Origin of the sequence: Actinomadura madurae (genome assembly GCF_047130825.1) — a bacterium.
GTDB classification, from domain to species: domain Bacteria; phylum Actinomycetota; class Actinomycetes; order Streptosporangiales; family Streptosporangiaceae; genus Spirillospora; species Spirillospora madurae.
In genome coordinates, this window is record NZ_CP083237.1 from 155,847 (window position 1) to 181,023 (window position 25,177).

General features: G+C 72.5%; 16 protein-coding genes. 6 read left to right on the forward strand and 10 right to left on the reverse strand.

All coding sequences use genetic code 11. The features are described 5' to 3' along the window. Nucleotides 1-10: 10 nt before the first annotated feature. The 7 genes from K8Z49_RS00720 to K8Z49_RS00750 are packed head-to-tail and all read right to left on the reverse strand — an operon-like array spanning nt 11 to nt 6,362. Nucleotides 11-427 (reverse strand): PaaI family thioesterase, encoded by a 417-nt coding sequence (locus K8Z49_RS00720; protein WP_021591551.1) that lies wholly within the window; start codon nt 425-427, stop codon nt 11-13. Beyond that, complete coding sequence (locus K8Z49_RS00725; RefSeq protein WP_021591550.1) at nt 424-909, reverse strand: MaoC/PaaZ C-terminal domain-containing protein; 486 nt, start codon at nt 907-909, stop codon at nt 424-426. The genes K8Z49_RS00720 and K8Z49_RS00725 overlap by 4 nt, the downstream gene beginning before the upstream one ends. Next, the gene (locus tag K8Z49_RS00730; RefSeq protein WP_083598351.1) at nt 906-2,618 is read right to left on the reverse strand and encodes an AMP-binding protein; all 1,713 of its coding nucleotides are present in this window, start codon (nt 2,616-2,618) and stop codon (nt 906-908) included. The genes K8Z49_RS00725 and K8Z49_RS00730 overlap by 4 nt, the downstream gene beginning before the upstream one ends. Beyond that, a complete protein-coding gene (locus tag K8Z49_RS00735) occupies nt 2,615-3,589 on the reverse strand; it encodes a 3-hydroxyacyl-CoA dehydrogenase NAD-binding domain-containing protein (protein ID WP_021591548.1) in 975 nt (324 codons plus the stop codon). The genes K8Z49_RS00730 and K8Z49_RS00735 overlap by 4 nt, the downstream gene beginning before the upstream one ends. A 21-nt stretch (nt 3,590-3,610) precedes the next feature. Continuing rightward, nucleotides 3,611-4,534, reverse strand: coding sequence for an alpha/beta fold hydrolase (locus K8Z49_RS00740; protein ID WP_412517347.1), 924 nt, complete (start codon nt 4,532-4,534; stop codon nt 3,611-3,613). Next, nucleotides 4,531-5,421 (reverse strand): alpha/beta fold hydrolase, encoded by an 891-nt coding sequence (locus K8Z49_RS00745; RefSeq protein ID WP_021591546.1) that lies wholly within the window; start codon nt 5,419-5,421, stop codon nt 4,531-4,533. Before K8Z49_RS00745 ends, K8Z49_RS00740 begins: the two co-directional genes overlap by 4 nt. After that, nucleotides 5,418-6,362, reverse strand: a complete 945-nt coding sequence (locus K8Z49_RS00750; protein ID WP_412517348.1) for a 3-carboxyethylcatechol 2,3-dioxygenase — start codon at nt 6,360-6,362, stop codon at nt 5,418-5,420. The genes K8Z49_RS00745 and K8Z49_RS00750 overlap by 4 nt, the downstream gene beginning before the upstream one ends. Nucleotides 6,363-6,593: 231 nt before the next feature. Between K8Z49_RS00750 and K8Z49_RS00755 the strand changes: the two genes are divergently transcribed. The 3 genes from K8Z49_RS00755 to K8Z49_RS00765 all read left to right on the forward strand — a co-directional run bounded on the left by K8Z49_RS00755 (nt 6,594) and on the right by K8Z49_RS00765 (nt 10,478). Continuing rightward, nucleotides 6,594-7,943 (forward strand): MFS transporter, encoded by a 1,350-nt coding sequence (locus K8Z49_RS00755; RefSeq protein ID WP_021591544.1) that lies wholly within the window; start codon nt 6,594-6,596, stop codon nt 7,941-7,943. Beyond that, nucleotides 7,943-8,809, forward strand: coding sequence for an amidohydrolase family protein (locus tag K8Z49_RS00760; RefSeq protein WP_220126864.1), 867 nt, complete (start codon nt 7,943-7,945; stop codon nt 8,807-8,809). The genes K8Z49_RS00755 and K8Z49_RS00760 overlap by 1 nt, the downstream gene beginning before the upstream one ends. Nucleotides 8,810-9,011: 202 nt before the next feature. Further along, nucleotides 9,012-10,478, forward strand: a complete 1,467-nt coding sequence (locus tag K8Z49_RS00765; RefSeq protein ID WP_412517349.1) for an aldehyde dehydrogenase family protein — start codon at nt 9,012-9,014, stop codon at nt 10,476-10,478. A 77-nt stretch (nt 10,479-10,555) separates the two neighbouring features. Here the strand turns inward: K8Z49_RS00765 and K8Z49_RS00770 are convergent, their stop codons facing one another. After that, a complete protein-coding gene (locus K8Z49_RS00770) occupies nt 10,556-11,497 on the reverse strand; it encodes a LysR family transcriptional regulator (protein ID WP_412517350.1) in 942 nt (313 codons plus the stop codon). Nucleotides 11,498-11,622: 125 nt separating this feature from the next. Between K8Z49_RS00770 and K8Z49_RS00775 the strand changes: the two genes are divergently transcribed. Continuing rightward, on the forward strand, nt 11,623-13,350 hold the full coding sequence (locus tag K8Z49_RS00775) for an FAD-dependent monooxygenase (protein ID WP_412517351.1): 1,728 nt from the start codon (nt 11,623-11,625) through the stop codon (nt 13,348-13,350). Nucleotides 13,351-13,446: 96 nt separating this feature from the next. Here K8Z49_RS00775 and K8Z49_RS00780 read toward each other — a convergent pair whose 3' ends face one another. Both K8Z49_RS00780 and K8Z49_RS00785 read right to left on the reverse strand, forming a co-directional pair. Then, the gene (locus tag K8Z49_RS00780) at nt 13,447-13,821 is read right to left on the reverse strand and encodes a CocE/NonD family hydrolase (RefSeq protein WP_412517352.1); all 375 of its coding nucleotides are present in this window, start codon (nt 13,819-13,821) and stop codon (nt 13,447-13,449) included. A 25-nt stretch (nt 13,822-13,846) separates the two neighbouring features. After that, nucleotides 13,847-14,467, reverse strand: coding sequence for a hypothetical protein (locus K8Z49_RS00785; RefSeq protein ID WP_412517353.1), 621 nt, complete (start codon nt 14,465-14,467; stop codon nt 13,847-13,849). A gap of 322 nt (nt 14,468-14,789) precedes the next feature. Here K8Z49_RS00785 and K8Z49_RS00790 point away from each other — a divergent pair, with 322 nt between their 5' ends. Continuing rightward, on the forward strand, nt 14,790-18,665 hold the full coding sequence (locus K8Z49_RS00790; protein ID WP_412517354.1) for a non-ribosomal peptide synthetase: 3,876 nt from the start codon (nt 14,790-14,792) through the stop codon (nt 18,663-18,665). Then, a complete protein-coding gene (locus K8Z49_RS00795) occupies nt 18,662-25,177 on the forward strand; it encodes an SDR family NAD(P)-dependent oxidoreductase (RefSeq protein ID WP_412517355.1) in 6,516 nt (2,171 codons plus the stop codon). Before K8Z49_RS00790 ends, K8Z49_RS00795 begins: the two co-directional genes overlap by 4 nt.

The following is a 25,177-nucleotide window of genomic DNA, read 5'->3' on the forward strand; positions in this document are numbered from 1 at the left end:
CCGCGGTCGGTCAGGGTGACGGGGGGTTCCGGAAGACCGCGCTTGCCGTTAGGACCGTTCGGCCCTGGCTGTGGAGTCGGGCGGATGCGAAGGTCACCGTTCGCGTCGACTGATCGACCGTCGCCTCCCCGAACAGCAGGTCACCGCCGTGGGCGGGCGCCATCATCGAGCAGGACAGTTGCAGCGTCACGGGATGGCGGTCGGGGTTCACGCCGAGGTAGGACTCGACGGTGGCGCCGAGGGTGATGTCGAGGACGGTCATGAGGAAGCCGCCGTGCGCGGTGCCGTTGGGATTGAGGTGGTGAGGCGCCGGCGACACGCAGACGTCGGTCCGGTCGGTGCCGCGCCGCCACATCAGGCCGCCGACGTGGTCGAGGAAGGTGCCCTCCTGGCCGAGGGGGACGAAGCCTTCGGGGACGCCGTTCACGCTTCCTCCACCAAGACGATCCATACCGCCGCCATCGCGGGCCGTTCGCTCGCCCGCCGCTCCAACAGGCACCGTAGGTCGAGCCGGGTGGTGGCGCTCGGGCCCGCGGCCACCGCATCCAACGTCAAGCGAAGGCGGAACTCGTCGCCCGGGAGGACGGGGGCGGTGAACCGGACCCGTTCCAGCCCGTAGTTCGTCCATCTCGTGGCCTTGGCGATGGTGTAGCACTGGTTCGCCAGGGCGGTGACCGTCGAGAGCATCAGGAATCCGTGGGCGAGGAGACCGCTCAGACCGGCCTCGGCACGCGCACGGACCGGGTCCGTGTGGATCCAGTGCCGGTCGTGGGTGAGTTCGGCGAACCCGAGCACGTCGTCCTGTTCGAGTGAAGCCCAGCCGCTGACCCCGATTTCGGTTCCGACGTGGGTCCGGAGATCGGTGGCGCGGTCGACGGCCAGGGTCCTGTCAGGGTCCTCGACCTTCACGATGTCGCCTCCTGCCTGTCGTAAAGCTGCTCGACGAGCCGCGCCCGCCGTTCCAGGACGACCCCGCGCACGAGTTGTCCCTTGCTGCCCACCTCGTCGCCCTCAGGGACGAGCAGAGCGCCGCCGAGGAGCCGAGTGCTCGGTTTGGGGTTCTCGCGGTTGAACACGTCCAGGAGTAGTCGCAGGTCGTCCGCGCCAAAGGCCCGGTCGTCCGCCCAGACGAGCACGCATGGCGCCGGCCGGTCGGCGCCGGCCACGACGACGTCGCGCAGGCGGCCTCCGCCGCGGGCGAGGAGATCCGCGCGGATGCCGGTGGCGTCGACCCAGGTGCCGTTGGCCAGCTTGAAGTCGTCGGCGATCCGGCCGGTGAAGCGCAGCCCGAGTTCCGGGCGCGCGGGATCGATCAGTTCGCCCGTGTCACCCGAGCGGTACCAGCCGTCGGAGGTGAACGCCGCCCGGCTCTGTTCGGGCTGCCGCCAGTACCCGGCGGCGACGCATGGTCCGCGGACGAGGAGTTCCCGCTTGCCCGCGACGGGCCGGAGCGCGATCTCGACACCGGGCAGCGGTGTCCCGATGCAGTCCGGGGCCACCCCGTGCGCGTGCACCATGGTGGCTCCAGGGCCCGCCTCGGTCGAACCCCATCCGGTCACGATGGGAACGGGACGCCCGCGCACCGTCGCCGACAGATCCGACAGCCGGCGGAACACGCCCGGGTGCATGGCCGCGCCGGCGCTGAACATGACGTCGAGTCGCCCGAAGAACGCCTCGCGGAAGGACGGATCGGCCTCCAACGCGGGCAGGAGCGCCGCGAACCCGGCCGGGACCGCCCCATGGAAGGTGGGCCGGTGACGGCGGAGGTTCTCGATGGTGACGTCGAGCCGGTCCGGCCGGCCCGCCGCCTCGTCGATGTGCAGCGTTCCGCCCTGGGACAGCACGAGCCCGACGTTGGCATTGCCGCCGAAGGCGTGGTTCCACGGCAGCCAGTCGACCAGCACCGGGCGGTGGCCGGTCAGGAACGGCCAGACGTCGACCGTGACCTGGACGTTCGTCGTCATCATCGACTGGGTGTAGGCCACCGGCTTCGGCCGGCCGGTCGAACCGGAGGTGAGGAGGATCTTCGCCGGGGCAGCCGGTTCGATGTCGTCGGGATCCGGCCGCGGGTCCCCGTCGCGGGCTTCTCTCCGCAGGTCCCGCACGGCCGGATGACCGACCAGGACATCGGCCCGTGAGCCCTCGGGCAGGGCGTCCGCCAGGACCGCCGCGCGGGCCGGGTCGGACACCCACACCAGGGCCGGTTCGAGGAGGGCCAGGAGGCCGGTCAGCTTGCCGCGGTCGGCGGAGGCCCCCGCGTACTGCGGCGCGACGGGCACCGCCACGGCCCTCGCGAGCATCGCGGCCAGCCCCATGGTCATGTGCTCGATGGAGTTCGGCCCCAGCACCACCACGCGGTCCCCGCTCCGCAGGCCGCGCTGGACGAGCGCCGCGGCGACCCGGGTCACGTCGTCCCACGCCTCGGCGTAGGACCAGGCCGTCCTGCCGGTGCCGGTGGACACCGTGAGCAGGACGGCGTCAGGCGTCTCGGCGGCGAACCGGCGCAGCCAGTGCAGGACGGTCGGCGCCGGCGTGCCGGCGGGAATGCGGGACCGCAGCAGGAGCAGCCCGTCCGGATCGCGGTGGTGGTCGACCGCGGGCGTCGCGAACATGCTCATGCCCCGGGCTCCGGGTGAGGCCCGGCCTCACCGCGGTCATCGGCGTGCAGCAGCGCCAGCAGGTCGACGGCGGCCGTGTCCCTGTCGGCGAGGACCGCGCCGATCGGCCGGCCGTCGAGGGCGTCGTCCCCGGCCGCGATCAGCAGGGCGCGGGTCTTCTCGTCGAGATGCGGCGAGCCGAGCTCGGACCACCAACCCTCGATGGTCTCCGCGAACGAGCGCATCGCGCCGCGCATCCCGTCGGGGCCGCCGGCCAGCGCCAGCGAGGTGAGGGGACCGCCGACCAGGAAACGCGGGGTGATGCCGTGGACGACGGCGTCCTCGATGCCGCGGGCGTCCACGACGCCCTCGGCGAGCAGATGCACCGCTTCCCGGAGCATCGCGAACGTGAGCCTGTTGGTGAGGTACCCGGGTACCTCGCGTCGCAGCAGGACCGGGCGTTTGCCCAGGTCGCGAAGGTGGGCGAGCGCCGCGGTGACGACCGCGGACGAGGTCGCCTCGCCCGCCAGGACCTCCACGAGCGGTAGCGCGTAGACGGGGCTCTGCGGGTGGGCGACCAGCAGGCGCTCCGGGTGCTTCATGCCGGTTTGCAGGTCCGATGGCATGAGCCCGCCGCTGCTCGACAGGATCGGAACCTCGGACGCGACCGAGGCCTCGATGCTCCGGTACGCCTCCCGCTTGGCTTCGAGGGACTCGGGGACGTTCTCGTGCACCAAGGCCGCGGCGCCGAGCTCGGCGGCCGGGACCAGCCGGAGCAGGTCCAGGGGCGCCGACGCGGGTGCGCCGGGCACGGTGCGCCGGACCGACGGCCACACCGCGTCGAGGTACGACGTCAGCCTCCCGAGCGCGGTGGGTGCCGGATCGGCCACCAGCACCGGCCGGCGCCGGGCGAGGTAGGTGGCGGCCCATCCACCGCCGATCGTCCCGGCGCCCACCAGGCCGACGGGCTCGTCATTCGCGAGATGGGACATGGGTGACCTCCGTGACACGGCTCAACGGTGACGGGCGACGAACCTGGAGATAACGCGGTTGAACTCCAGTGGACGTTCCCAGGTGGGGCAGTGCCCGCACCCCACGATCGTGTGCTGCTCCGCGCGTCGCATGCGTTTCGCGACCTTCCCGGCAAGGTAGGGCGTGATGTAGTTGTCGGCGTCCGTCGTGACGAGCAGGGTGGGCACCGCCGTGGCTTCGACCGCCGCCCAGTCCATCGGGCTCCTGAAGCCCTGCATGAAGAATTCGCCGTTCAGAGCCCGTTCCTCGATCTTCAGCCACTCGCGCACGCCGGCCGGGTCGGCGGAGCGATAGCTCGGACCGAGCTCGCGGAACTCGCTCGGCATGGATTCGAACTCCGGCGACCGCAGCGCGGCGACGCTCGCCGCGAACTCCGGGTCCTTGATGCCCATGGTGCTGCACACGATCGAAAGCGAGCGGACCCGGGCCGGTCGCGCCAGGGCCGCGTCCAGGGCCGGCACCCCGCCTGCGGCATGCCCGACGAGATGGGCCTGATCGATCGCCAGATGGTCGAGCAGCGCGATGAGATCGTCGGTGCTGTAGCCGACGGCGGTGTGCGTGCTGCCTTCATGGCCGCGCCGGGAGTAGGCGATGACGCGACGGCCCTCGCCGCGCAGTCCCTGCTGCTGGTAGGGCCAGGAGTTCAGGCTCCCCGACCGGGCGTGCAGGAGCACGACGACGGGGCCGTCGCCGCCGGTGTCGCTCCACGCGAGACGGGCGTCCGGCAGTTCCAGCACCCCGCGCCGCAGCGGGACGTCCGGCACCGGTATCGGCGTGAAGTCCACCGGCCATGCGTGCCCGGCGGCGCCCTCCGCTCCGGCGGGGGAGAGGCCGGCGACACCGGCCAGCCCCACAGTGGCCGGGATCGACGCGAGGACCGTCCGTCGACCGATCGACCTGGTCATGCCGCACCTCCCTCTTCAGCGAGGAAGCCGAGCACGAGGTCGTTGAAGCGGTGGTGTTGCTCCCATTGCGGCCAGTGTCCGGCGCCTTTGACGAGTTCGAAGCGTCCGTTCGGGAGCCGGTCCGCCATGCGCAGCCCGACGGCGGCGGGTCCCGAGGGGTCGTCGCTGGTCCAGATGACGAGCGCGGGCGCGGTGATGGCCGCCAGCTCGTCGTCGGTGATCATGTTGCGCGCCCGGGTGCCGCCGTCCTGGAGGCACATGATGTTCCGCATCGACTCGGCGAACGGCGGCTGTGCGTAGATGGTCCGCCGGACGTCGACCAGTTCCTGCGTGACGCTCGCCGGGTCGGCCATCAGCCAGGTCACGCGGGCGCGGATGCGCTCGTCGCTCGGGTCGTCGGCGGCGCCCTGGGACAGCGTGCGGATCCGTTCGCGGACCGCCGGATCGGACAGCGCGCCACCGGGGGTGTTCAGCACGATGCGGCCCACACGCTCGGGGTGCGCGTACGCGGCTTTCACCGCGACCCATCCTCCGAGCGACTCCCCGTTCAGGTGTGTCCGATCCAAGCCGAGCGCGTCGAGAAGGCCCATGAGGTGGGCGACGTAGTCCGGCAGTTCGAGCGGCCGGGTCGCCGGGGTGGTCAGCCCGTGGCCGGGGTAGTCGTAGGCGATGACGCGGTACCGCGCGGCGAGGGCGGGGATGTTGCGCGCGTAGGCCTCCAGGTGCCCGCCGACGCCGTGCAGCAGGACGACGGTCTCCGGTCCCGAGCCTGCTTCCAGTACGCGGGTGTTCCATTCGCCGACCTGCACATGCCGGATCGTCAGGTCCTGCCCCAGCAGGGCGGTCCAGATGCTCGGCTCGTCGGTGACGGGGGCGGGGACGGTCATGGGGTCCTCCGGGTCTCTGCGGTGGTGATGCCGAAGCCGGCGATCCATTCCGGGATGGCGCGGTAGAAGCGGGTGCGCATCGCGTAGGGGCCGGCGGCGGCCAGCGCCGCGTAGCAGGCCAGCCAGGTGCGGACCTCGTGGGCCGAGTTGCCCGCCTCGGCGGTGATCCAGTCGTTGGTCCAGGCGTCGGTGGCGGCGAGCCGTCCCTCGGCCAGCAGGTCGAGGAAGGCGCGGTCCCAGTCCGGATTCAGCCGCGGGCCGGGTTCCCCTGCCGCGACGGCCAGGCCCGCGCGGCGGACGCGGGCCTCGCGCTCGGCCCGCTCCTCGGCCGTCGGATTCCGGCCGCCGATGAGCCGGGCGGCGACCTCGGGCGGCGCGTCCTCCAGCGTGGGGATCGGCGGATCGTGGGAGAGCCCGCCGGAGCCGAGCAGCAGCACCCGGCGGTCGAGTGCGAGCAGGGCGCGCCCCAGCGCCTCGCCGAGCCGGCGGGTGCGCCGCACGGGACCGAACGGCACCGCCACGGCGTTGACGAAGACGGGCACCGTCGCGACGGCGTCGATGGAACCGAACAACTGCTCCAGGGGCTGCGCGAAGCCGTGGTCGACGACCATCCGTTCGGACATCGCCAGGTCGACGTCCGCCGCGAGGACCTCCCGGACGACGTGCCGCGCGGCGTCCGCGTCGACCGCGAGCGATCCCCGCGCCGTCCCGTAGTCGCCGACCGCCTCGGCCGCGGTGCCCACGCAGAACGGCGGCATCAGGTCGTAGAACATGCCGTTGTAGTGGTCCGGCGCGAGCACGACGACCAGGTCCGGCTGGAATTCCGCGACGAAGTCACGGGCCTGCGCGAACGCCGAGCCGACCGCGGCGCGGGCGCCGCCGCGCGGCTCGACCGTGTGCAGGAGCGGCGAGTGTGACGCCGTAACGACGGCCAGCGGCACCGGTACCTCCTCGACGTGTGGGATGACCCGACGCTACGACCGACGCTCACATAGGTCTATGTGAAAGTTCAGCATCAGGACATAGTCGTTTCCCTATGAATTCGCTCTCGGCCTTGTCGCGGACCCGCGAGTCGCGGACACACTCCTTGCCGAATCGATAGGCGTCCGGCTAAGTGAAGGCGACAAGACTTGTAATAGTGCTATTCCTCTGAGCGGCCTAGCGTCCTGGGTATGACCGAGTTCACATCCACCCCGGCCGCCGCCGCCCCGCCAGGGGCCCCGGCGACCTCCTCGGCCTCCCGGTTGCGCCGGCTGGTCACCGTCGCCGTACTGGCGCAGGCCGTCGAGTACTTCGACTTCTTCGTCTACGCCACCGCCTCCGCCATCTTCCTCGGCCCGCTGTTCTTCTCCGGGCTCGGCGACACCGCCTCCACGCTGGCCTCGTTCTCGACCTTCGCCGTCGGATTCGTCGCCCGCCCGGTCGGCGGCGCGGTCGCGGGCCACTTCGGCGACCGGTACGGCCGCAAGCCGATGCTCGTCGCCTCGACGGTGGTGATGGGCGGAGCCACCTTCCTCATGGGCCTGCTGCCCACGGCGGCGACGATCGGCTGGGCCGCCGCGGTGGCGCTCACGCTGCTGCGCCTGCTGCAGGGCTTCGCGCTCGGCGGGCAGTGGGGCGGCGCGTCGCTGCTCCTCACCGAGAGCGCGCCGGCCGGCCGGCGCGGCTTCTTCGGGAGCTTCGTGCAGGTCGGCTCACAGCTGGGACTGATGGGCGGGATCAGCGCGTTCCTCGTGCTCGCGTTCCTCTTCTCGGACGAGCAGATGATGGCGTGGGGCTGGCGGATTCCGTTCCTGTCCGGTCTGGTCATGATCGGCATCGGGCTCTACATCCACCGCGCGGTGGAGGACACGCCCAAGTTCAAGGAGCTGCAGGCAACCCGCCCGGAGACGGCCGCCGCCGAGCAGCCTCCGCTGGTGAAGGTGCTGCGCGAGCACTGGCGGACGATCCTGTTCGCGGGCGGCGCGTTCGTCCTGCCGAACGCCGTCGCCTTCATCGTGGTGGCCGGGATCCTCGACTACGGCGTCCGGACCCTGCACCTGGCCAAGGGCCCGCTGCTCGGGGTGATCCTGGCCGGTTGCGTCGCGCCGCTGTTCTTCCTGCCGTACTTCGCGCACCTGTCCGATCGCGTGGGGCGGCCGAAGCTGTTCATCCTCGGAGCCGTGGGCGTCGTGCTCTGGGGCTGGCCGATGTTCGCGATGATCGACACCGGCGACCTGTGGCTGGTCTTCGCCGCGCTGTTCGTCTGCTTCACCGTCCACTCGATGATGTTCGGTCCCCAGGTGGCGCTCTACTCCGAGCTGTTCAGCACGGACGTCCGCTTCTCGGGAGCGTCACTCGGGTACCAGATCGGATCGGTCTTCGGCGGGGGGATCGCGCCGCTGGTCACTACCGCGCTGCTCGACTGGACGAAGGTGAGCTGGTCCGTCGCCGCCTACATGACCGTCCTCGGGGGGATCAGTCTCGTGTCCATCGTGGTGTTGCGCAGGCAGGCGAACTCGGCGAGCCGCAAGGAGTTGTGATGACGAGGCGTACTGTCCGGCATGTCGTCGACACCCACCACCATGTCGGCACCCTCTCGATCGGCGCGGCCGAGGAACGGGCGCCGGACCGGGAGCCGCGCGACCTCGTCGACACCCATCACGCCATGCTCGACCGCTTCGGGATGACGGCGTGCGCGGTGATGCCGGGCCTGCAGTACGAGCGTCCGCACGGGATCGTCAACACCCGGGAGGTCAACGACGCGATCGCGGCCTACAGGGACCGCTCGCCGCGCTTCCTCGCCGCGCTCGGCACGGTGGAGCCGCTGCACGGCCTCGCGCTCTGCCGCGAGGAGCTCGACCGGATGGTCGGCGATCTGCGCCTCGACGGAGTCGTCTGGCACACCCGCTACCAGGGCGTGGCCGTCTCGGACCGGCGGATGCACGCCCTGGTCGACGAGGCCACCGCCCGCGGCCTCCCCTGCTACGTCCACATGTTCGCCGAATCCAACCTGGAGGCGCCGTGGATGTTCGCGGACCTCGCCCGAACCCACCCCGAGGCGACGATCGTCGCGCTGGACGGGTTCTCCGGCTCGACGCAGATCCAGTACGTCATGGATCTGGCGGACCGCTTCGACAACATCCTGTTCGACACCGCGGTCTGCTTCCCGCTGCTGCGCCCGCTGGACGCCTTCGTCGCCCGGTTCGGCTCCGAGCGGCTGATGTTCGGCACGGACTCCTACGCCGACCCGGTCAGCTACAACGTGCCCGCCGTGATGGAGGAGCTGCTCAACTCCGACCTGGACACCGAGCACCTCGAGAACGTCTTCTGGCGCACGTTCTGCCGGGTCTTCCCCGCCGCAGGCCAGGCACTGCGAGCATTCGACGCTCCCGGGGATGAGTTCTGATGCCCGCCCATTTAGGGCACTGCCACTCGACCAACGTTCGGACGGAGGCACGGTTCTGGGCGGCGCGGCGGATCGGATCCGCCGCGCCGCGCCGCGCTGCCCGACCGAGGCGATACGGCCGCGGGCGCATTCAGAAAAGGCTATGGGACGGTCGAACAAAAGCGCATGGTGCATAGCGGTCCGCTCGTTTACCGTCGCAACTATGACCGAAACCACATTCGCCGTGGAGTCCGGAGCCCCGCTACGCGCGATCGACCCGCGAACCGGAGCCGGCGACGCCACGTACGACGCCCCGAGCACGGATGACGTGGCCCGGGCAGCGCGCAAGGCCCGCTCGGCTCAGAAGCGGTGGGAGGCGCTGGGCCTCGACGGCCGGCGGACGGCCTTGCTCGCCTGGGCGGACGCCATCGAGGCTTCGGCGGCGACGATCGCCGAGGCCGAGATGCGCGACACCGGGCGCCGCCGCATGGCGCACGAGGTGCCGCACATCGTGGCGGGGTCGATCCGCGCATGGTGCGGCCGAGCGCCCCGGGTGGTCGAGGCCGCTGCGCTCGAAGGCGTCTCGACCGTCGACCCGGGCGTCAGCTTCCGGACGCAACTGGTGCCGTATCCGCTCGTGGGAGTCATCAGCCCGTGGAACCACCCGTTCCTGCTCTCCACCCTGGACCTGGTGCCCGCGCTGCTGGCCGGATCCGCCGCGATCGTCAAGCCCAGCGAGATCACTCCTCGCTTCATCGAGCCGGTCCGCTCGACATTGGCCCGGGTCCCCGAGCTGGAGGACGTCGTCACCTACCTCTACGGCGACGGAGGCACGGGCCGGGCACTCATCGACGTGGTCGATGTGCTGTGCTTCACCGGAAGCGTCGCCACCGGCCGCAAGGTCGCCGTGGCCTGTGCGGAGCGATTCGTCCCCGTCTTCCTGGAGTTCGGGGGCAAGGACGCCGCGATCGTGACGCGGACCGCCGACCTGGAGCGGGCGACCGAGGCGGTCCTGAAGGGCGCCGTGCACAACACCGGCCAGATCTGCTTCGCCACCGAGCGCGTGTATGTGCAGCGCCCGGTCATCGAAGAGTTCGTCGACCTGCTCGTGGCGAAGGCGCGGGCTTTGAAGGTCAACCACCCCGACATCAGGCACGGGCACCTGGGGCCGTTCATCGACCAGCGTCAGGCCGTGGTCGTGGACCGTCACCTCGGCGACGCCGTGGGCAAGGGCGCTCGGATCCTCACCGGCGGCACCAGCACCGACCTCGACGGTGGACGGTACATGGAGCCCACGGTCGTGGTCGGCGTCGACCACTCGATGTCCCTGATGACCGAGGAGACGTTCGGGCCGGTCATCCCGGTGATGCCCTACGACACCGAGGACGAGGCCGTCGCGCTGGCCAACGACTCCGACTACGGCCTGTCCGCGGCGGTCATCGCCGGGGACGCCGACGAGGCCGAACGGATCGCGCGCCGCGTCGACGCGGGCGCCATCAGCCTCCAGGACACCTCGCTGACGATCACGATCATGGGCGACGTCGAGAAGACCTCCTTCAACCGGTCCGGACTCGGTGGCTCGCGGATGGGGCCCAACGCGCTGCTTCGCTTCTTCCGCAAGAAGGCGCTGATCCGCCGTGACGGGCCGGTGACCGGCATGACGTCGCTCGGAGAGGACGGCCTCGTGTGACCGTCCCCTGATCCTTCTCCGGCGTCACCTCGTCCGAGCCCGGAGCTAGTCGACAGCGCCCCTGACGTGTCGGTCCGTCATTCCGCCGGTGCAAAGGGGCCGAACCGGCGGACCGCGTCGTCACGTATGGCCTGCGCCAGGCGGCGCTGAAGCGGCGTCGGACGCTTACCGCGACGGGTCACCAGATAGAGCTTGTCCCGCAGGTCGGCTCCGTCGATGACGACCTCGCGCAGCGTGCCGCGGTCGAGCTCCTTCTGCACCGACGCCCGCCAGAGCAGCCCCAGCCCGAGGTCGGCCTCGACGGCCTGCTTGATGGCCTCGGCGTTGCCCAGCTCGATCTCGACCCGGCGGTTCACCACGCCGATCGAGGCGAGGGCGCCGTCCTGCGCGCGCCGGATCGCCAGTCCTCCGGGAGGGCACACGAACGGCATCCCGTTCAGCTCCTCCGGGCGGACCAGGTCGCCGGCCAGGCGGCTCGACGTCGACGCGACGAGGCAGAACCCCGGCTCGGCGATCAGCTCGGCGTCGAAGGCGTTGGTGTCCAGGACCGCGTCGGTCGCGATCACGCACATGTCGGCACGGCCGGTGAGGGAGGTCTCCAGGGCCTGCTCCACGCCCGAGATCAGCAGGGTGATGCTCGCCTGCTCGTACTCGCGCCGGAAATCGATCAGTACTGGCGTCAGGATGTAGGTGCCCACGGACATGCTCGTCGCCACCACCACCGTGCCGGACGTCCCGCCGGACAGATTCTGCAGGCTGGACTGGAGCTCCAGCCGCCCCCGGAGCACCTCACTGGCCCAGCGGTAGGCCTCGTGGCCCGCCTCGGTCAGCGCGATGCCCCGGCCGTCGCGCTCGAAAAGCCGCGCACCGATCCGATCCTGCAGGGAGCGCAGGTGCGCGCTCACCACGGGCTGGGAGATGTAGAGCTCTTCGGCCGCGCGGCGCACGCTGCCGAGGTCCACGACCTTGCAGAACACTTCGAGCTTTTGCAGCGAGATGCGGTTGTCCGGCGCACTCATCACGCCCACCCCTTAGTCAGACGTCTATGTGAGCCTCGAAAAGTTTGTCATAGTGCTATCGGCTCACGCTGACTAGCGTCCGACTCACAGAGGGCAACGGCAAATGAACGAGGAAAGAGTCAGCAGTGGGATACAAGCAACCCCCGCAATGGACCGGCCTGGGCGACCACCAACGCGAGGGCGACGAATGGCCGGTCGTGATCGCGGGCGCGGGACCGGTCGGCACCTGCCTCGCGCTTGAGCTGGGCCGGCGCGGTGTGCCGACCCTCGTCCTCGAAACCGAGCCCGGCACCACGGCCAACCCCCGGTGCAACACCACCAATGCCCGCTCCATGGAGTACTTCCGGCGCATGGGCATCGCAGACCGGATCCGCCGCGCCGGACTCCCGCTCGACCACGCCACCGACGTCGTCTACTGCACAGCGATCCTCGGCGACGAGCTCACCCGATTCGAGTTCTCGACCTCGGGGCAGGTCTTGAGCGGAAAGGCGCACGAGTTCGCCGACTGGCCCACCCCCGAACCCCAGCACCGCGTCTCCCAGATCTACCTCGAACCGATCCTCCACGAGGAACTGGCCCGACTCCCGTCGGTGCAGGTACGGCGGGGTGCCGAGGTGGTGGACGCGGTCCGGCATGGCGACCGTGTGACCGTCCGGTACCGCGACACCGCGACCGGTGAGGAGAGCGAGGTCCTCGCGCGGTACCTCGTCGGCTGCGACGGCGGAACGAGCGTGGTGCGGCGCTCGATCGGCGCCGTACTGGAAGGCGACGGCAAAGCCGCGGAGGAGCGGCTCTCGGTGTACTTCCGCTCCGCCGAACTCGGCCGGGAGATGGCGCGGCGTCGTCCGGGCTGGATGTACTGGTGGTACGGCGAGAGGCTCCGCGGCTCCTTCGTCCAGCTGAACGGCACCGACCTGTTCCTGTGCCACGCGCGGGTGCCGGAGCACATGACCCCCGACGAGCTGGACGAGGACGAGGTACTCGTCACCGCGATCGGACGGCCGGTCGAGCACGAGAAGATCCAGGTGGTCCGGTGGACGCCCCGCCGGCTGGTCGCCGACCGCTTCCGCGCGGGCCGGGTCCTGCTCGCCGGCGACGCCGCGCACCTGTGGCTGCCGCTGGGCGGCTTCGGCATGAACACCGGGATCGCCGACGCGGTCGGCCTCGGGTGGCGGCTCGCCGCCATCCTGGACGGCTGGGCGGACGAACGCGTGCTCGACGACTACGAGGCCGAGCGCCGGTCCGTGGGAGAAGCGACCTCGCAGGCGGCGCTGAAGATCGACCGTGACATGAAGCAGATCGGCCGGGACCCCGAGTTCCACGCCGACTCGAACCGCGGCCGGACGCTGCGCGAGGAGGCCGGGCGGCTGATCGAGCAGAAGGACCGCCAGCAGTGGTACAGCCAGGGCGTCCAGTTCGGCTCGCGCTACATCGGCTCACTGGGCATCGCCGCGCGGCCCGGCGTGAGCAACGGCACGGCCATCGAGGACATCGGCACCTACGTGCCCAGCGCCGATCCCGGGGCCCGCTTCCCCCACGCCTGGCTGCCCGACGGCACCTCGATCTTCGACCGCCTGGGGCCGGAGTTCACTCTGGTGGTCGTGGACGCCCCGGACCTGGCGGCCCGGGTCACCCCCCTGCTCGACCTCGCCCACGCGCACGGCATACCGATGACCTTGCTGGAAGTCTCCGGACCCGAATTCCTCGACGTCTACCGGTACCGCCTGATCCTGGTCCGCCCCGACCTCCACGTCGCCTGGAGCGACGACGAGCCTCCGGCCCGCCCCGGCGACCTGCTCGCCAGCCTCCTAGGCCGCCACGACACCGCCCGCCAGCCGACCCCGCAGCCCTGACCCCCGGCCCGAGCCGGGGACCGGGCGCACCGCAACGGGCGGCACGCCGAGGCCGCCGCCCACGGGGACCGTCACCCCAACAGCGCCTATCCGTTCTCAACGGCGCCCCGGTCGCCCCGGGGCGCCTCTCCCACGTGTTCCAGAAGATGCCGGCACGAGGGCGCCATAGCTGTTGCCCATCTGACCGATGTGCCCGTCCGACCACGGCTGGACGGCCAGCCACTCGATGACGTCGTAGTTGTCACGTTGTTCCAGCGGGCTGAACGGGTCGACGCGTCCAGGCGATTCACCTGAGCCGCGCGTCGTGCACACCAGCCCGTTGTAGCCGTACTCGGCGAAGCGCGTCGCCAACCGTCCATCAGCGCGGGTTGGCCGTCCGTCCAGTCCGCGCCGCGGGCGACGCCGGCCCGAGTGGACCCCGGTGATCCGGTGCCTTGGTGGTCGCGGCGCCACGGATCGGAAGAGGATCACGGGCGGGCCAGGACGTGTGAACGCCCTACACGCGAGAGCGTCTGGAGGATCTAGTGTGGCTGGGCTGTGCGGGGACGCTCCCGATCGCGATGGAGACCAGCAGCCCGAGCGCGGCGGCCGCCACCGCCTGGCCTTCTCCCACCGCGGGCAGGTCCGACTTGGGGCCGCCGACCGGTGCGAAGCGTTCTCGCGGATCTAGCACGACCGGCATGATGTCGCCGCGCCCGTACCCCTCGCAGTTGGTGGCGAGCTCGCGCGCGATCGGGGCGCCGTCGGTGCGGCGCAGCGTGCAGTGGCGGCTTTCGGAGCCGCGGCTCTGCGTCGTCCAGGTCCGTTCCACGACTGCTTCGGCATCGACGCCGACAAGGATCATCGCGATGTCCCGCGCAGCCACGACACCGACGATGGAGACGGCGAGCAACGACAGGACGCCGAAGGTCAGCGGCACACCGCTGAACCGGAGCGGCCGCCGCGTCCGGTACAGCCATCCCAGTGCGACCACCGCTGAGATCGTCCCGATGACGACGATCAGAGCCGCGGCGGTCGTGTTCCACCACAAGTAGCCGGCCACGGCGAGCGCGAACCCGCATGCGGCCACGCCGAGCACCAGGCCACCGCGCAGCACGGCGGAACCGACGACGGACATGCTTCCTCCACCAGGCCGTACCGAACGCCAGAGCGTAACTGGTGATCGTGGTTCATCGCCGACACAAGCGCGCGGGGCCTCCCGCCCTGCAGACGAACCGGACGAGGTCGTTGTCTGGCATTGATAATCGTTTTCATTATCGTTACGGTGTCCCTGTGCCGACCACGGGAGATCTCCTGGCATCGAGGCTCCGCCCCATCTCGTTCTGAGCCGACTTGTTCGCCGTCCCCAACAGCGCCTGCGATCGCCCCCTCTGATTCCCGCCTTTCCTCCGTGCAGTTGAAGGAGCGTCATGCCTGATAAGTCGCTTTCGTCCGCATTCGTGGCGGTTGACGAGGTCGCGGGGGTGGTCGCCGAGGTGCTCGGTCTGGCCGCCGGGTCGGTGGATCACGACGCCGTCCTGACCGTCCTGGGACTGGACTCGTTCACCGCGGTCCGGCTGCGGCGCAGGCTGCGGGATCTGGGTCTGGACCTGCCGATGACGGCGTTCCTCGGGGCCGCGACGGCCCGGACCGTCGCGGCGGGCATCGCCGATCCCGGCGAGGGAGCCCCATCGGACGAGGGTTTCCCCCTGACGCCGTTGCAGACCGCGTACTGGATCGGCAGGAACCCCGGGTTTCCGCTCGGTGGAGTCGCGACCTTCTATTACCGCGAGTACGACCGGGTGCCGGGGCCGGAGGGACCGGAGGAGGATCTGGCCCGGCTCACCCTCGCATGGAATCGCCTGGTGGAGCACCATCCGATGCTCCGCATGGTGGTGGACGGGGAGGGGCGGCAGCACGTCCTTCCCGCCGTGGAGCCGTACGAGATCGAGGTCGTGGATCTGCGGGCGGTGACGGGGAAGGAGGCCGACCGCAGGCTCGGCGATCTGCGTCACGACCGCTCGCACCAGGTGCGGGACGCGTCGCGGTGGCCGTTGTTCGACGTCAGTGCCGCGTTCCTTCCGGACGGCCGGACACGCGTCCTGCTCGGCGTCGACGTGCTCGCCCTCGACCTGGCGGGATGGATGCAGGTCCTGGACGAGTGGGGGCGGCTGGTCGGCGATCCGGACGCCGTGCTGGCGTCGGCCCCGATCTCCTTCGCCGAACTGGTCGAGCGCCGGGCCGCCGACCCGGACGAGGCGCGGAGGAGGGAGCGCGATCGGGAGTACTGGCGGGGGCGGGTGCTTCCCGCCGGCCCCCGGCTCCCGTGGGCGACCGACCTGGCGGAGCTGCGGTCGCACCGCTTCGGCCGGTGGGCGGCCGAGCTGCCGGCCGCGGAGTGGAGCGCGCTGCGGGAGCGGGCGGCCGAGCGCGGCCTGAGCCCGACGGGCGTCCTGCTGGCGGCCTTCGGGCTGGTCCTGTCGCGGTGGGGCGCGGGCGGGGCGTTCTGCCTGAACACGACGCTGTTCGACCGGCCCGACGACCCCGAGCTGGCACACCTGGTGGGCGACTTCACCTCGACGCTGCTGGTGGAGGTGCCGGAGCCGGGGACGCGCGGGTTCGCCGACTTCGCGGCGCGGGTCAACCGGCGGTTCTGGACCGACATGGAGCACCGCGCCGTGTCGGGCGTCGAAGTCCTGCGCGACGCCGGGGCCACCGATCTCACACCCACCCATCCGGTGGTGTTCACCAGCGGCCTGGGCCTGTCGGACCCGGAGCGGGATCCCGCGGGGTGGCTGGGCGAGGAGGTCTTCGGGATCTCGCAGACCCCGCAGGTGGCACTGGACCACATCGTCCACGACGAAGGGGGACGGCTGCGGATCGCCTGGGACGCGGTCACCGGAGCGTTCACCGACGGCTTCGTCGCGGGCATGCGCGACGCTCACCTGCGGCTGCTGCGGCGGCTGGCCACCGAGCCGGACACCTGGGACGAACCCGGCCTCGGGTGGGACCCGAGCCTGCTGGCGGAAGAGCCCCTGGACCGCCGTCCCTTCCCCGAGGCCGGGCCTCGGCTGGACGATCCGCTGCGCGCGGCCGCCCGTGCCGTGCCCGGCGAGCCGGCCGTGCTCGACTCGTCCGGCGGTCTGAGCCACGGGGAGCTGGCCGAGCGTACCGGGCGCATCGGGGGTGCCCTGGCCGCGCTGGGCGCCGGGCCGGGTGAGCTGGTCGCCGTTGCCTTCGACAAGGGCGTCGAGCAGGTGACCGCACTGCTGGGAGTGTGTGCGAGCGGCGCCGGGTACGTGCCCGTGGAACCGTCCTGGCCGGCGGGCCGCATCGCCTCGGTGTGCGAGCAGGCGGGCGTGACCAGGGCGCTGGTCCCCGCGGGCTCGGCCGTCGCATGGCCCGGCCACGTCAGCACGCACACGCTGCCGGAGCTCCTGGACGCGAGGACGGCCGACCCGGACACGGCCGCGGACGACGACCTGGCCTATGTCATCTTCACCTCCGGCTCCACGGGACGTCCCAAGGGCGTGGCGATCGAGCACCGGGCCGCCCGCACCACGATCGACGACCTCATCGACCGCTTCCCGGTCGGCCCGGGGGACCGGGTCCTCGGGCTGTCGGCGTTCAGCTTCGACCTGTCGGTGCACGACGTCTTCGGGGTGATGGGCACCGGCGCCGGGCTCGTGCTGCCCGACGCGGGCCGGCAACGCGACCCGGGCCACTGGCTCGACCTGATGGAGCGGCACCGGGTCACCGTCTGGAACACCGCGCCCGCGCTGATGGAGATGCTCGTCGAGTACGCCGAGATCGAGCCCGAGCGCGCCCGCGCGGTACTGGGACGGCTGCGCCTGGTGTTCCTGTCGGCCGACTGGATCCCGGTCACGCTGCCCGACAGGATCCGCGCGCTGGCGCCCGAGGCGCGGCTGGTGAGCCTGGGCGGAGCCACGGAGGCGTCGATCTGGTCGATCTGCTACCCCATCGGCGAGGTCGATCCGTCCTGGCCGAGCATCCCGTACGGGCGGGCGCTGCGCGGCCAGTCGTTCCACATCCTCGACGAGCAGGGGCGGCCGTGCCCGGTCGGTGCGGCGGGCGAACTGCACATCGGCGGTGGCGGCCTCGCCCGCGGCTACATCGGGGACGACGAACAGACCCGCGAGCGGTTCGTCACCGACCCGGTGCTGCGACGCAGGCTGTACCGCACAGGCGACCTCGGGCGGTGGCGGATCGACGGCACCATCGAGTTCCTGGGACGGCTCGACCGCCAGGTCAAGATCCGCGGGCACCGCATCGAACTGGGCGAGGTGGAGTCCGCGCTCAACCGGGCGCCCGGTGTGCGGCACTCGGTGGCGTCGTCCGTCCGCGGCCCCGACGACCGGCCCCGGCTGGTCGCCTACCTGGCCGCCGCCGAGCCCGCCGCCCGACCGTCCGACGACGAGCTCATCGCGCACCTGCGCGAGCGCCTGCCCGACTACATGGTGCCGAGCCGGATCCTGTGGCTGGAGGCCTTTCCGGTCACCGGCAACGGCAAGATCGACTACAAGGCTCTGCCCAACCCCTACGACCGGGCGGCCGCCCCTGCGCGAACGCCGGACGAGGCGGAGCCGTCCGCGAACGCGGAGCCGCCCCCGGCCGCCGCGGACAAACCCGGGGACTTGGCGGTGCTGTTGCGGCAGGCGGGCGAGCAGGGCCTCGACGTGGCCGTGCGCATCTCCGGGGGCACGCTCACCCCGGCGCGGGCGCTGGCGGCGGCCGGCGCGTGGGCCGGGCGGCTGTCGGCCGCGGCGGAGGGTCGGGAACTGACCCTGCATGAACGGCTGCCCGCGGACGGATTGATCGAACTCAGCGTCGTCACGGCGCCGGCGCCGCCGCCCGCACCAGCATCCCAGCCGGCCGCCGAGGCCGCCCCCGCACCGCGGCCTTCCGCCTCGTCGCCGAACGGTTCCGGGGAGGCACAGAACGCCGATCCCGAGATCGAACGGTTCGTGACCGAGACTCTGAGCGGCCTGCTCGGAGGAGCCTCGATCGACCCGGACACTCCCTTCATGCGCCTGGGCGCCACGTCGCTCACCCTCGTGCGCGCCCATGCCCGGCTGACCGAACGCCTCGATCCCGGCCTGTCCGTCGTGGACCTGTTCACCAGTCCGACGGTGCGCGGACTCGCGGGTTTGATCACGTCCCGCACGGAACGGGACGCCGCCACCCCGGTCCGGCCCGCCGCCGGACCGGACGGTGAACCGGCCGCCGGGCAGGCGCCGCCCCCAACGGATCCCGCGGCGCGGCGGGCGCACCATCGGCGCCTCGCCCGCCTCCAGGCCGCCGAGGTCGCCCGATGAGCCGCCCCGAGTTCGTTCCCGATCCGGACACCGCCGTCGCCGTCACCGGGCTGGCCTGCCGTTTCCCAGGTGCCCCGGACGCGGAGGCGTTCTGGACGATGCTCGTCGAGGGCCGCGAGGGCCTCGTCCGGTGCACCGACGAGGAACTCGCCGAGCGCGGGGTGCCCCGCAGGCTTCGCGGGGACCCCGCGTACGTGCCGGTCGCCGGGCTGATCGACGGCCAGGACATGTTCGACCCGAAGCCTTTCGGGCTCGCCGCGGCCGAAGCCGCCCTGCTCGATCCGCAGCACCGGCTGTTCCTGGAGTGCGCGTGGCGGGCGCTGGAACAGGCGGGCCACGGGGGAGGGCGCGGGGCCGGATCGGTGGGGGTGTTCGCCGGCGCCGCGCAGAGCGCCTACCTGGCGAGCAACCTGGCCGATCGCTGGGATCCGACCGGTGGCGGGGCCGACCCGGCCGGGAGCCTGCAGGCGGCGATCGCCACGCAGACCGACTACATGCCGCTCCAAACGGCCTACCGGCTGAACCTCACCGGGCCCGCGGTCGCGGTGAACACCACCTGCTCGACGTCTCTGGTCGCGGTACACCTGGCGGGCCAGTCGCTGCTGAACGGTGAATGCGACACCGCGCTGGCGGGCGGGGTCTCGCTGATCGTGCCGCAGGGGCGCGGGTACCTGTCGATGGCCGACGGCATCTACTCCCGGGACGGCAAGGTCCGCCCGTTCTCCGCGAACGGCAGCGGCGTCGTCTACAGCCAGGGCGCCGGGGTGGTCGTGCTGCGCCGGTTGCGGGACGCTCTGGACGGCGGCGATCCGATCCTGGCGGTCGTGGCGGGATCGGCCGTCAACAACGACGGTGCGGCGAAGGCCGGCTTCACCGCACCTTCGCTGCACGGCCAGGCGGCCGCCATCGCCGAGGCGCACGCGGTCGCGGGGGTCGGGCCGCGGCAGGTCGGATACGTCGAGGCGCACGGCACCGCGACCCGCATCGGGGATCCGATCGAGGTGGGGGCGCTGCGCCGCGTCTTCGGCGACACCGGCCCGGCCTGGTGCGGGCTCGGGTCGGTCAAGAGCAACATCGGCCATGCCAACTCCGCCGCGGGGATCGCGTCGTTCATCAAGACCGTGCTGGCGATGCGCGCGGGGACGCTGCCCGCCTCGCTGCACGCCGATCCGGTCAACGAGCTCCTCGGGCTGGACGGGTCTCCCTTCGAGGTCCTCACCGAGACCCGCCCGTGGGACGGCCCGCGGCTCGCCGGGGTCAGTTCGTTCGGTATCGGCGGGACGAACGCGCATGTCGTGGTGGGGCCCGCGCCCGGCCGCCCGCCTTCCGCCCCCGATCCCCGGCCGCAGGCGATCGTCCTCTCGGCGCACGACCCGGTGGCGCTGCGCGAGACCGCCGCCGACCTGGCCGCGTGGACGGAACGTCAGGACCCCACCGCTACGGCCGATCTGGCGCACACGCTCCAGACCGGCCGCGACCACCTCCCGTACCGGCTCGCCGTCGCGGCCACCGGTGACACCCTCGCCTCCGCGCTGCGCGCGGCGGTGCCGGTCGCACCGCTGCCCGCGCGGCCGCGGGTCATCTTCGCCTTCCCCGGCGGTGGCAGCGCCCGTCCCGGTATGGGAGCCGAGCCCTACGCCGACGAGCCGGTGTTCACGGCCTGTGCGGACGAGTGCGCCGAGCTGTTCGCCGATCTCCTCAAGGTTGACATCCGCCCGGTCATCCGGGGCGAGGTGATCGATACGGCTCGGGTCCACGGGGCGATCCATGGCCTGCCCGCCCTGTTCGCGGTTTCGCTGGCCACCGCGCGGCTGCTGGGGTCCTGGGGCGTCGGTGCACACGCCGTCCTCGGGCACAGCCTGGGCGAGTACACCGCGGCCGTGGTCAGCGGCGCCCTGTCGCTGGAGGACGCCGCCGGCCTCATCGCGGTGCGGTCCATCGCGCTCGCGGAGGCGGCCGGGGACGGTGCGATGCTGGCCGTCCCGCTGCCCGAGCAGGACACGCGGACTCTGCTGTCCCGCCATCCGGGCGTCGACCTCGCGGCGGTCAACGGCCCCACCGCCTGCGCGGTCTCCGGGCCGCGCACCGACGTGGGGGCGCTGGAGGCCGAGCTGCGGGCCGGCGGTCTGCGGCCGGCCCGGCTCCGGTTCGATGGGGCCGCGCATTCCCGCCTGGTGGAACCCGCGCTGCCGGACATGCGCCACGCGGCAACGCGGATCAAGGCGAGCACCCCCGCCGTCCCGCTGATCAGCACGGTCACCGGAACGGCGGTGGGCACCGAGCTGGGAGAGGCCGAGCATTGGGTGCGCCAGCTCCGGCAGACCGTCCTGTTCTCCCAGGCGCTGCGCGCGACCGTCGAGACCGTGGGCGGGACGGCCGACCGGCCCGCGGTGCTCGTCCAGGTCGGGCCCGGAGCGGCGCTCGCCACGCTTGCCCGCGGCCATGACCTCCCCGGGCTCCACGCCGCGCTGCCCGCGCTCGCGGCCGACACCGCCGACAGCGATCTGGCCGCCGTGCGGGACGCCGCCGGTCAGCTGTGGGCGCACGGCGTGGACGTCGACTTCCCCGCCATGCACGCTCCCGGCCGCCGCCGCGTGTCCGCCCCGGGATACGCGTTCCAGCGGCGCCGTCTGTGGATCGATCCGCCCGAGCGTCCGGCCGTCCACCTCGATGGGGAGCCGCCGGACGAAACCGAACCGCTCCACACCCCGGTATGGCGGCAGGCGGTGCCGCTCGATCCGGTCGCGCGTATCGACGGCCGCTGGCTCGTGGCCGGTCACGACGAAAGTGCGGTGGCGGAACTCTGCCGGACTCTCAGCGGTGATGCGGTCGCGCTCTCGGAGGTGGACGACGCCTCGTCCGGCACCTGGGCCGGTGTCATCATGCTGGCGCACACCGGCGGACCGGAAGCGGTGACCGAGCAGATCCTCGCGTATGCGCGGCTGGCCGAGGCCATCGCGGCCGCCGGAGAGCCGCCCGGCCTGCTGCTGCACGTCACGCGGTCGGCGCAGCGCGTGGAGAGCGCCGATCACCCCGATCCCGTCGCGGCGGCATCGCACGCGCTGCCCCGCGTTCTCGCGCAGGAGCATCCCGGGCTGCGCTGGCGCACCCTGGACCTGGACGGCGGGGCCGACCTCGCCGCCGCCGTGACGGCCGAGCTCGGCGTGGCGCCTTCCGGGGAAGTGGCGCCTTCCGGGGAAGAGGTCGCCGCCCGCGGCGGCAGCCGATGGATCCGCGGCGTCCGATCGTGGCGCCCCTCGTCGGACGCCCCGCGGCTCCAGGCCGGGCACATCGCGTTGATCACCGGAGGCCTCGGAGACGTGGGCCTGACCACGGCGGCGCACCTCGCCCGCCGGGGGCTCCGGGTCGTCGTCACCTCCAGGAGTGCGCCGCCAAGGGAGGGTGAGCGGGCCGAATGGTTGCGCCTGCTCGCCGGCGAAGGCCTGGACGTCCAGGTCAGGCAGGTGGACGCCGCCGACGCCGCCACGACCGCGGCCCTGCTCGCCGACCTCGCCGACCAGGCGCCGATCGCGCTGGTCGTGCACGCCGCCGGAGTGGTCGCCGGCGCCGACCTGCAGCCGCTGCGCCGCGTCGGCCCCGAGCACGTGACCGGGCATGTCGAGGCCAAGGTCGAGGGCGCGCTGGCGCTGCGGACGGCGCTGGACGCGCTGCCCGCGGACCGGCGCCCCTCCACGGTGGTGCTCATGTCGTCGGCGGGCACCCTGGTCGGCGGCATCGGCATGGGGCCGTACTGCGCCGCCAACCGTTACCTGGACGCCATGGCCGAAGGGATCACGCCGTCCGGGACCCGCTGGGTCAGCGTCGTGTGGGACGTGTGGAAGGCCGGCCCGCCGGGCGGTGAGCGCGAGGTGCGGTCGCCCTACGCGCTGGACGCCCGCACCGGCATGGGCGCCCTCGACCGCGTCCTGGCGTGCTGCGACGCCGGCGCTCTGCCGCCCGTGGTCGCGGTCTCCACCACCGACCTGCGGGAACGGATGGCCGCGGCCGCCTTCACCGCGCCCGTAGCACCCTCCGGAACCGGCGACGGCACGGCCGGCACCGAGCTGACCGGCGAGCAGCGAGCGGTGGCCGACCTGTGGTCGGACCTGCTGGGCGTACCGGTGACCTCACCCGACGCGGACTTCTTCGCACTCGGCGGGCATTCCCTGCTGGCCACCCGCATGCTCGCCACCCTGCGCAAGATCTTCGGCGTCGAACCGCGGCTCCGCGACCTGTTCACCCGGCCGACCGTCGCGGGCCTCGCCGAACTCCTGACCGGCCCGGCGGACCCGGCGCCGAGCCCGCCCGCCGCTCCGGCGGAAGACTCGTCCGACGCCACGTTCCCCATGACGCGCGTCCAGCACGCCTACTGGGTCGGGCGCGGGGGCGGGTACGCCCTCGGCGACATCGCCTGCGCCTTCTACCTGGAGTACGACTGCCCCGACCTCGACCTCGCCCGGTACGAGGCCGCCTGGCGGAAGGTGATCGCGCGGCATCCGATGCTCCGCACGGTCGTCACCGGCCAGGGCCGGTTGAAGACCCTGGAGCACGTCCCGGACTACCGGATCCGCGTCCACGACCTGACCGGCGCCTCCGAACCGGCCCGCGCCGACCGGCTGGCCCGGCTCCGCGACCGCGTTTCCCGCGACCCCGGCCCGCCCGACAGGTGGCCGCTGGTGCGGATCCAGGCCGCCCGCCTCCCCGGCGGCCGGGTGCGCCTCTTCATCGGCGTGGACGTGCTGATCTGCGACGCGGGCAGCTACTGGATCATCGACCGCGAGGTCCGGCACTTCTACGAGCACCCGGAGAGCCCGTTGCCGGAGATCGGCGTGGACTTCGCCGCGTGTGCCCGGGCGGTCGAGGCCGCCCGGGACGGCGACGAGTGGCGTCGCGCCGCCGCCTACTGGCGTGATCGTCTCGACACCGTTCCCGGGCCGCCGCCGCTGCCCGTCGCCGCCCCGGACGGGCCACCGAGGTTCGCGCGCCGTGCCGACCGGCTGAGCGGCGACGAGTGGGACGCGCTGCGCCGCGAGGCCGCGCGGCGCGGCGCCACGCCGACGGCCGTGCTGCTGACCGCCTACGCCGAGGCCCTGGCGGCCTGGTCGGAGAGTACGCACTTCGCGCTGACCTTGACCCTGTTCGACCGCCCGCCGGCGCACCCGGACGTCGACGCGGTGGTCGGCGACTTCACCTCACTGCTCGTCCACGAGGTCGACCGGCGCGAGCCCGGCTCCTTCACCGAGCACGTGCGGGCCACGCACCGGCGGCTGTTCGCCGATCTGGACCACCGCGCGTACTCGGCGCTGGACCTGTTCGCCGAGCGGGCGGCGCGCACCGGCGAGGTCGCCTCGGTGCCGGTGGTGTTCACCAGCGCGCTCGGCCTGGAGGACCTCGTCGGCGGTGAACCCGACCTGCAGTGGGTCGGCGAGCAGGTGCACGCGCTGAGCCAGACCCCGCAGACCTGGCTGGACCACCAGGTCCTCGTCCAGCGCGGCGAGCTGCTGCTGCAGTGGGATTTCGTCGAGGGCGTGCTGCCGGCCGGCGAGGTCGACCGCGTGTTCGCCGCCTATGTCGCGCGGCTGCGGCGCCTGGCCGATGACCCCGCCGCCTGGGACGGGCCTCGGGGCGCGGCCGTCACCGAGGACGTGCTGGTACCGCTCCGGGACGGCACCGGCGACCGCACCCTCTACCTCCTGCACCCCTCGGGGGGCGACGTCATGTGCTACGCGGAGCTGTCCAGGCTGCTGGACGAACGCTTCTCCGTCGTCGCCGTCACCGACCCCGGCCTGGTAGGCGAGAGTGAGGCGCCCACCGACCTCACCGAACTCGCCCGGGGCTACGCCCAGGTGATCCGGGGCGATTCCAGCGGTCCCTACCTGCTGGGCGGCTGGTCGATGGGCGGCAGCCTCGGTCAGGAGGTCGCCCGCCTCCTCCACGAGCACGGCGATGCCGTCGGCCTGCTGGTGATGCTGGACTCCAACGACCCCGCCCACATCACCCCGATCGAGGCGCCGACCCCGGACGCCGCCGACGCCGAGGCGACCGTGCGGCTACTCGGCGCCTTCGAGGCCTTCCAGGGCATCGACCTGGGCGTCGGGACGGCCGAGGGCCGGGCGGCACTGCTCGCTCTGCCCCCGGACCGCCGGTACGCGCACGTCACGGAGCGGCTGCGCGACCACGGGCTCCTCGGCCGCCGCGACGACGCGCCGGCCCGGGTCGCCGTGTTCGCCCGGCACCTGCGCGGACTGGCCCGGCACACCCCCCGGCCCCTGACCGACGCGACCACGGCGGCGCTGCTGGTGCGCGCCGACCGCCCCGCGTCCCGCAACTCCGGCATCGGTATGGGGGTGGACGACACCCCGCCCGAGCTGCGGCCCGATCTGGGCTGGGGACGGCATCTGGCCGGCCCGCTCGACGTCCACGGCATCGACACCGACCACTACGGCCTGCTGCGCGCGCCCGCCCTCGCACGGCTCGCCGAGCTCATCAACCGGGCGCTCGCCCGCCACTGA